Annotated in this window: 9 protein-coding genes and 1 pseudogene; 7 read left to right on the top strand and 3 right to left on the bottom strand. The window is 67.4% G+C overall.

Annotation, left to right across the window (positions count from 1 at the left end; translation table 11 throughout):
* Window positions 1–220: pseudogene (locus J7E68_RS05375) on the bottom strand (leucyl aminopeptidase); the annotation flags it as partial.
* A gap of 104 nt (window positions 221–324) precedes the next feature.
* Between J7E68_RS05375 and J7E68_RS05370 the strand changes: the two are divergent.
* From J7E68_RS05370 to J7E68_RS05360, 3 genes are all read left to right on the top strand, one after another.
* Window positions 325–1266 (top strand): PAC2 family protein, encoded by a 942-nt coding sequence (locus J7E68_RS05370; RefSeq protein WP_215170558.1) that lies wholly within the window; start codon window positions 325–327, stop codon window positions 1264–1266.
* Between the two features lie 166 nt (window positions 1267–1432).
* Window positions 1433–2668 (top strand): RNA polymerase sigma factor, encoded by a 1236-nt coding sequence (locus J7E68_RS05365; protein ID WP_056517175.1) that lies wholly within the window; start codon window positions 1433–1435, stop codon window positions 2666–2668.
* A complete protein-coding gene (locus J7E68_RS05360; RefSeq protein ID WP_215170556.1) occupies window positions 2668–3360 on the top strand; it encodes a coenzyme F420-0:L-glutamate ligase in 693 nt (230 codons plus the stop codon). Before J7E68_RS05365 ends, J7E68_RS05360 begins: the two co-directional genes overlap by 1 nt.
* Before the next feature lie 77 nt (window positions 3361–3437).
* On the opposite strand, the gene J7E68_RS05355 is transcribed toward J7E68_RS05360, so the two are convergent.
* Window positions 3438–4454 (bottom strand): sugar-transfer associated ATP-grasp domain-containing protein, encoded by a 1017-nt coding sequence (locus tag J7E68_RS05355; protein WP_215170554.1) that lies wholly within the window; start codon window positions 4452–4454, stop codon window positions 3438–3440.
* A gap of 175 nt (window positions 4455–4629) precedes the next feature.
* Between J7E68_RS05355 and J7E68_RS05350 the strand changes: the two genes are divergently transcribed.
* The 3 genes from J7E68_RS05350 (at window position 4630) to J7E68_RS19620 (ending at window position 6214) form a co-directional block, all read left to right on the top strand.
* Window positions 4630–5241: an alanine racemase C-terminal domain-containing protein gene (locus tag J7E68_RS05350; RefSeq protein WP_215170552.1), complete on the top strand. Its 612-nt coding sequence runs from the start codon at window positions 4630–4632 to the stop codon at window positions 5239–5241.
* Entirely contained in the window at window positions 5238–6023 is a 786-nt protein-coding gene (locus J7E68_RS05345; protein ID WP_251048672.1) for an alanine racemase, read from the top strand. Before J7E68_RS05350 ends, J7E68_RS05345 begins: the two co-directional genes overlap by 4 nt.
* Before the next feature lie 44 nt (window positions 6024–6067).
* On the top strand, window positions 6068–6214 hold the full coding sequence (locus J7E68_RS19620) for an alanine racemase C-terminal domain-containing protein (RefSeq protein ID WP_251048671.1): 147 nt from the start codon (window positions 6068–6070) through the stop codon (window positions 6212–6214).
* A gap of 54 nt (window positions 6215–6268) precedes the next feature.
* On the opposite strand, the gene J7E68_RS05340 is transcribed toward J7E68_RS19620, so the two are convergent.
* Complete coding sequence (locus J7E68_RS05340) at window positions 6269–6481, bottom strand: hypothetical protein (protein WP_042540282.1); 213 nt, start codon at window positions 6479–6481, stop codon at window positions 6269–6271.
* A gap of 182 nt (window positions 6482–6663) precedes the next feature.
* Here J7E68_RS05340 and J7E68_RS05335 point away from each other — a divergent pair.
* A partial coding sequence (locus J7E68_RS05335) for an ATP-binding protein (protein ID WP_311416391.1) occupies window positions 6664–7417 on the top strand: 754 nt, incomplete at its 3' end.

Raw genomic sequence — 7417 nt, 5'->3', positions numbered from 1 at the left:
CGACGACCGCGAACGGGAGCGTCGTCACCTCCGGCGCGTACACGCGGGTGAAGGCGGACGCTGATCCGGTGAAGCCGATGCCCTGCAGGGAATCGGCGAGTCCGGGGTGGCCGGACAACGATTCTGCGGAGTCCGAGATGTCGGAGATGACGAGCACTGCGGCGTCTGCAGCGCTTCCGGGGAACTGATCTGAGGTGCGCGAGAGCGCGGGAAGCGTCATGACTCCATCCTAGGGATGGTCGCGCATGGTGACGCGGCACAGGTGTTCGCTCTCAGCTTGAAGGTCGCCGCCCGCCCGTCTGATGCTGCTCGTAGCATGGAGTCATGCCCTTCTCCGGAGAGATCCACGAACGTGTAGCGAACGCGCCGGCTGTGCCGCGCGGGCTGCCCCTTGTCCTGCTCCTGACGGGTTTCACAGACGCGGGCAGCGCTGTCTCGGGACTCATCGATCACCTGCGCGAGACGACCTCTCCGCAGCCGATCGCCGTTTTCGACAATGATGTGCTGCTGGACTACCGGGCCCGTCGCCCGGTGATCTCGTTCGACCAGGATCACCTGACCGAGTTCCGTCCGGCGAAGCTCGAGCTGTCGCTCGCGACCGACGCCCTGGGCCAGAAGTTCCTCCTGCTGGCCGGGTACGAGCCGGACTTCGCCTGGAACGAGTTCGCCCGCACGGTGCTCGATCTCGCCGACGAGTTCGAGGTGTCGGGGCTGAACTGGGTGCATTCCATCGCGATGCCCGTGCCTCACACGCGCCCGATCGGCACGACAGTCAGCGGCAATCGTCGCGAGCTCACCGTCGCTCATTCCGTCTGGCGGCCGCGCACCCAGGTGCCCGCGACAGCCGGGCATCTGCTCGAGTTCCGCTTCGCCGAGCACGGCGACCGGGTGGTGGGCTTCGTCCTGCTCGTTCCGCACTACCTCGCCGAGACCGAGAACCCGGAGGCCGTGATCGCGGCGGCCGAGAAGCTCATGGCCGCGACGGGGCTGGTCATCCTGCTCGACGAGGTCCAGGAGCGCCGCGCCGACTACCTCGCCCGAGTCGATGAGCAGGTGATCGGCAACGACGAGCTGCAGCAGATGGTGCAGGGGCTCGAGCGGCGGTACGACGCGTACATGGCAGGCCGCGACCCCGAAGACGGCTCGTACGACGAAGGCGGCTTCAACGAGCGCGACCTTCCCAGCGCCGACGAGCTCGCGGCCGAACTCGAGCGCTATCTCGCGTCGCGGCCGAGCGGCGACGAGGACAAGCCCGGTCGCGGCTGACGCCGGGGCGCGATCTTCGGCGTATTGCACCTGCATGCCCACACGTGTGCGGTACTTGGACTCTGACCCGTTGTCAATCGATCTTTCCGGAGTTCTGCCTTGACAAGGGTCTTACTAGTGTCCGAAATGCTCCGGGGCCTGCGAGCGGCCCCGTGAAAGGCGAAACGTGACTCCTGCCACGACGAAGAAGACCCGGACGACGAAGAAGACCGCCGACGCCCCCGAGGTCGACGCCCCGGTCGAGGAGGCCGCTGAGAAGCCGGTTCCCAAGACCGCTGCGCAGCGGGCCGCTGCCAAGCGTGCGCCCGCGAAGAAGAAGAAGGCCGATGACATCGTCGAAGACGACGAGACTCCTCCCGCCGCTGAGCCCGACGAGGACGACGAGGACTCCAAGCCGAAGTTCACGGAGCCCCTCCCCACCGGCGCCATCGTCATCTCGTCGAACGACGACGAAGACGTGCCGGTCTACTCGACGCAGATCACCGGTGCGACGGCCGACCCCGTCAAGGACTACCTGAAGCAGATCGGAAAGGTCGCACTGCTGAACGCGGCCGAAGAGGTCGAGCTCGCGATGCGCATCGAGGCCGGTCTGTTCGCCGAAGAGAAGCTCTCGACGATGACCGCCGCCGAGAAGGCCGGTCAGCTCGGACTCGACCTGCAGTGGGTCGCCCGTGACGGCCAGCGTGCCAAGAGCCACCTGCTCGGCGCCAACCTGCGTCTCGTCGTCTCGCTCGCCAAGCGCTACACCGGCCGAGGAATGCAGTTCCTGGATCTGATCCAGGAGGGAAACCTCGGTCTGATCCGTGCGGTCGAGAAGTTCGACTACACCAAGGGCTTCAAGTTCTCGACGTACGCCACCTGGTGGATCCGTCAGGCGATCACCCGCGCGATGGCCGACCAGGCCCGCACCATCCGCATCCCGGTGCACATGGTCGAGGTCATCAACAAGCTGGCCCGCGTGCAGCGTCAGATGCTGCAGGACCTGGGCCGCGAGCCCACCCCGGAGGAGCTCAGCCGCGAGCTGGACATGACGCCCGAGAAGGTCGTCGAGGTCCAGAAGTACGGCCGCGAGCCCATCTCGCTGCACACGCCTCTCGGCGAGGACGGCGACAGCGAGTTCGGTGACCTCATCGAGGACACCGAGGCTGTCGTCCCCGCGGACGCGGTCGGCTTCACGATGCTGCAGCGTCAGCTCGAGCAGCTGCTCGACTCGCTCTCCGAGCGTGAGGCCGGTGTGATCCGGATGCGATTCGGCCTCGGTGACGGCCAGCCCAAGACGCTCGACCAGATCGGCGACACGTTCGGGGTGACGCGCGAGCGCATCCGTCAGATCGAGTCGAAGACGATGGCGAAGCTGCGCCACCCGAGCCGCTCGCAGTCGCTGCGGGACTACCTCGAGTGATGCAGGCGAACGAGGGCAAGGCGCTCGAGGCGAGCGTCGACGGCAAGAGCTATGCGCGGATTCCCCTGCGAACACGCGTCGTCATGCCGAACGACGACCTCGACGCCGTGGTCGCCGAGTACGCGAAGGATTCGGTGCAGCCGGGCGACCTGCTGTTCGTGACCGAGAAGATCGTCGCGATCACGCAGGGCCGCTCCTACCGACTCGACGAGATCACTCCGCGCCCGCTCGCGCGCTTCCTCTCGCGATACGTCGTTCGCACGTCGTACGGCATCGGACTCGGAATGCCCGAGACGATGGAGATGGCGCTCCGCGAGTGCGGAACGCTGCGGATCCTCTTCGCCGCCGGCGTCTCGGTGATCACCAAGGCGTTCGGCCGGCGTGGCGACTTCTACCGCATCGCGGGAGACAAGGCCCGCGCGATCGACGGTCCGACGAAGAACACCATCCCGCCGTACAACCAGGCGGTCGTTCTCGGCCCGAAGAATCCGCGTGAGGTCGCCGTCCGTCTGCAGAAGATGCTGGGCGGCAACCTCGAGGTCGCGGTCGTCGACATCAACGACATCGGCGGCAACATCCTCGGCTCGACTCTCGACAAGGCGGGTGAGCGCCGGCTCGTCCAGATCCTGGGCGACAATCCGCTCGGACAGGCGACGCAGTCGACGCCGATGGGAATCGTCCGCGAGGTCTGATCTTCGCGAGTCGCACTGACAGAAAGAAAGAAGGCCCGGATGCTCAGCATCCGGGCCTTCTTCGTGCCTGCGTCGGGTCAGAACCCGATCGCGGCCTGGTAGCGAGGCTTGTGGCCGGTGCGGATACCCGTGACGCTCGGCTTGTTCTCGTACACGCCGGCTCCCCAGTTGCCCTCGACCAGGACGGGCCCCTCGGGGGTGACCACGACGTCCCAGCCGACGTACTGCACCTGGGGCACGACGCGGGCCACCTGGTCGACGAACTCCCGGACCTCGTCCATCATCGGCAGCTGGAAGTCGGCGATCGGGAAGCCCGAATCGGGGTGGGTCACGTGCACGTGGCCGTGCGAATCGTAGCCCGAGCCGACGGAGTGGCCGTTCTCATCGAGCATCGTGTAGAAACCGCCGAAGCTCATCTGGTCGCTCACCGCTCCGCGCCCGAACTTCTGCGCCATGGCGAGGATGTGGGTCTTCTCGCCGTCGAAGAACGCGGTGATGCGTGTCGTGTTCACGGTGCCGGGACACACGGCGGCGAGGTCGGCATGCTGACGGATGACCTCTTCGACGAGAACCTGCTTCTTCGCCAGCAGCTCCGTGTGGAAGGCATTCCAGTCGGTCACGTCGGCGGCGTGGTACCGGTGCACCCCGGTGCCGGCCTGCCCGTGCGTCTCCTTGACGACGATCGTGCCCTGACGCTCTGTGAAGGCGCGCAGGTCGTCGGCATTGCCCTCGGTGATGAGCATCCACTCGCGCTTGAGGAACGCGTCGAAGACGGCGTTGAACTCGGCCTTGTCGTGGAAGAGGTGGCGGTAGTCGGGGTGGTCGTACTTCTGCGAGATCTCGTTCGACACGGGGTGGGTCATGAACGTGTCGCGCTCGGCTCGGTTCAGGATCGCGAAGTCGTAGTCGATGTAGTCCTGGAAGCCGACGTTGTGCCGACCCGCCGACCACAGCATGTCGACCACCACGAGCGGCACGGCCTTGCCGTGTTGGGCGGAGGCCTCCTTCGCCCTCTCGATCACCGAGGCGACGTCGATGCGGCGAGCACGCGCCAGCAGGTAGCGGACGCGGGGCACGGGGGAAAAGCGTGACATGGGTCTCCAAGTTCGGGGTCGTATCCAGTCTAGGGCGGGCGCGCGGGGCATCCTGAGAAGGCGGAGCTAGGCTGGAGACGTGTGTGAGAAGACTTCCAGTTCCCGCCCGCGCGCGATGATCTCCCGGTCCGCTCTGGCCGCGGCCTCCGCTGGGGCTGTGGATGGGGGCGGCAGGATGGCCGATCTCCGCCGGGATGCCTGGGGGCACGGTGTGCTCGCCGTCGCCCACGCCGTGGTCGCGGCAGGAGCGGCCGCGGTACGGGTGGATCATGCCGAAGAAGTCGAGACACTGCGCCTGGAGGGGATCGAGGCGGTCATCGACGCCGAGCCCGACATCGACGCGGCGCTGCTCTACGGCCTTCCGGGCGCAGACGGCACCCTGCGGACGCGTCCGGTGATGCGATTCGCCGGCCGTGTGCTGTCGAGCAAGCCGTTGAAGGCCGGAGACGCGGTCTCGTACGGATACACCCATCGGGCGACTCACGACACCGTCGCCGCTCTCGTCACGGGAGGCTATGCGCAGGGCATCGTGCGCGCACTCGGCAATCGGGCCCACGTCGAGATCGACGGCGTGCAGCGACCGATCGTGGGGCGCGTCGCGATGGACGTCTGCGTGATCGACCTGCAGGGCGCCGCGCACATCGCACCCGGCGCGGAGGCCACCTACTTCGGCGGATCGGGTCCCGCGGGTGCGGGACTCGCCCGGTGGAGTGCGGTGACGGGCCTCACTGTCGGCGAGCTCATCACCGTCGCCGGGGCACATGCGGAGCGGGGGTGGGAGGCATGAGTCGCCCGGAACTGCGCATCCGGACCGATCGATTCGTGTCGAACGTCCGGGCGGTCCGCGATCGCATCGCGCCGTCGTCGCTGATGGTGGTCTTCAAGGACGACGCCTACGGGCACGGACTCGGCTGGGCTGTGGAGACGGCCAGGGAGGCCGGTGTCGAGTGGTTCGGGACCTATGACGTCGCCAGCGGGGTCGAGGCGCGGCGACTGCTGGGGGAGCAGGGGCGCATCTTCGCGTGGGTGACGTCGCCGGACCCGGAGATCGACGATGCGCTGCACGGGCGGATAGACCTGGGGGTCGGATCGCGCGAGTATCTGGCGCGGATCGTCGCGGGCGCACGGGAGCGGGGCGTTCGCGCCCGGATCCATCTCAAGATCGACACCGGTCTGCACCGCAACGGGCTGCTGCCCGAGGAGTGGGAGCGGACGATCGACGAGGTCCGCCGCCATGAAGCCGCCGGACATCTCGAGCTCGTCGGCGTGTGGAGCCATCTGGCAGAGGCGAGCGACCCGGAAGACGATGAGGCCCAGCGCGCCTTCCTCGACGCCGTCCGCATCGTAGAGAAGACGGGAGCCACGCCTGAGGCGGTGCATCTGACCGCCTCGGCGGCCTCGTGGTGGCGTCCGGAACTGCGCGGCTCGGTGTCGCGCATCGGTGCGTTCTGCTACGGCATCCGGTCGGCGGACGGTCCCGAGCTCGACGGCATCGTTCCGGTGGCAGAGCTCGTCGCGACCGTCGTCGACACGGCGGGNNCGGCACACCGGCAGGACGGCGCGAGCTGACACGGATCGATGTCACGACGTCGACCGTCGCGGGGTGGCCGGGGATGCAGATCGGCGATCCCGTCTGGATCTTCGGGGCGGGGGAGCACGGCGAATCGAGCGCGACCACGCTCGCAGAGCGCATCGACACGGTGGGCGAAGAGATCCTCACCCGGCTCACATCCCGCGTGCGGCGAATCGTCGTCCGTTAACGAAAGCGGAGCCCGTCATCGTGACGGGCTCCGAGGCAGATCGAACCGAGTGGATCAGTCGATCAGACGAGCGGTCTCATCGTGCCAGCTCGTTGCGATGCTGCGGAGCTTCTCTTCGTACTTGCGTCCGTGGTGAGCGCAGAAGAGCAGTTCGGAGCCGTTGACCTCGGCCGCGATGTAGGCCTGAGCGCCACACGAATCACAGCGATCCATTGCGGTCAGGCGGAACTCGACGGCGGAGGTCTCACGTTCGGTCGTTGCGTTCATCTCGGTGCCTCCTTGAGTGTCGGGTTCGCTTGTTAGGCGTGTTCAATACAACCACGGTGCGGGGGCCTGCATGCCCGGTTCGCGGCGTGTTTCGCTCAGCGCGTACGCGCAGCAGTCGCAGTGGTGCTCTGTGGGGAGTGTCGGCGGCCCGTGCGGGCGCACCGAGAATAGACTCGGAGATTGTGACCGCCGAGTATTCCGCCCATCATCTCCAGGTGCTCGAAGGGCTCGAGGCCGTCCGCAAGCGCCCAGGTATGTACATCGGCTCGAACGGATCGCCCGGCCTGATGCACTGCCTCTGGGAGATCATCGACAACGCCGTCGACGAGGCCGTCGCGGGCAACGGCTCGAAGATCGACATCATCCTGCATGAAGACGGCAGCGTCGAGGTGCACGACCGCGGTCGCGGCATCCCGGTCGATGTCGAGCCGCGCACCGGCCTGACCGGTGTCGAGGTCGTCTTCACGAAGCTCCACGCCGGCGGCAAGTTCGGCGGCGGCTCGTACGCGGCCTCGGGCGGTCTGCACGGCGTCGGCGCATCCGTCGTCAACGCCCTCTCGGAACGCCTCGACGTCGAGGTCGATCGAGGCGGCAAGACCTACGCGATGTCGTTCCACCGAGGCGAACCGGGTCTGTTCTCCGACAGCGGCGAGAAGCGACCGGACGCGGTCTTCACCCCGTTCCGCGACAAGAGCGAGCTGCGTGTGGTCGGCAAGGCTCCGCGAGGAACCAGCGGCACCCGCATCCGCTATTGGGCCGACCACCAGATCTTCACGAAGGATGCCGCGTTCCAGCTCGCTGAGCTCGAGACCCGCGCGCGCCAGACCGCCTTCCTGGTGCCCGGCCTCGAGATCCTGATCCGCGACGAGCGCGCGGCGAACGGCTCCGAGGTCGAGGGCCAGCCCAAGGAGACCTCGTACCGCTACGAGGGCGGCA

The sequence above is a fragment of the Microbacterium sp. ISL-103 genome (genome assembly GCF_018613995.1).
Classification (GTDB): Bacteria; Actinomycetota; Actinomycetes; order Actinomycetales; family Microbacteriaceae; genus Microbacterium.
The sequence above is the reverse complement of the archived record's forward strand: the minus strand, read 5'-3'. Positions and strand labels throughout refer to the sequence as shown.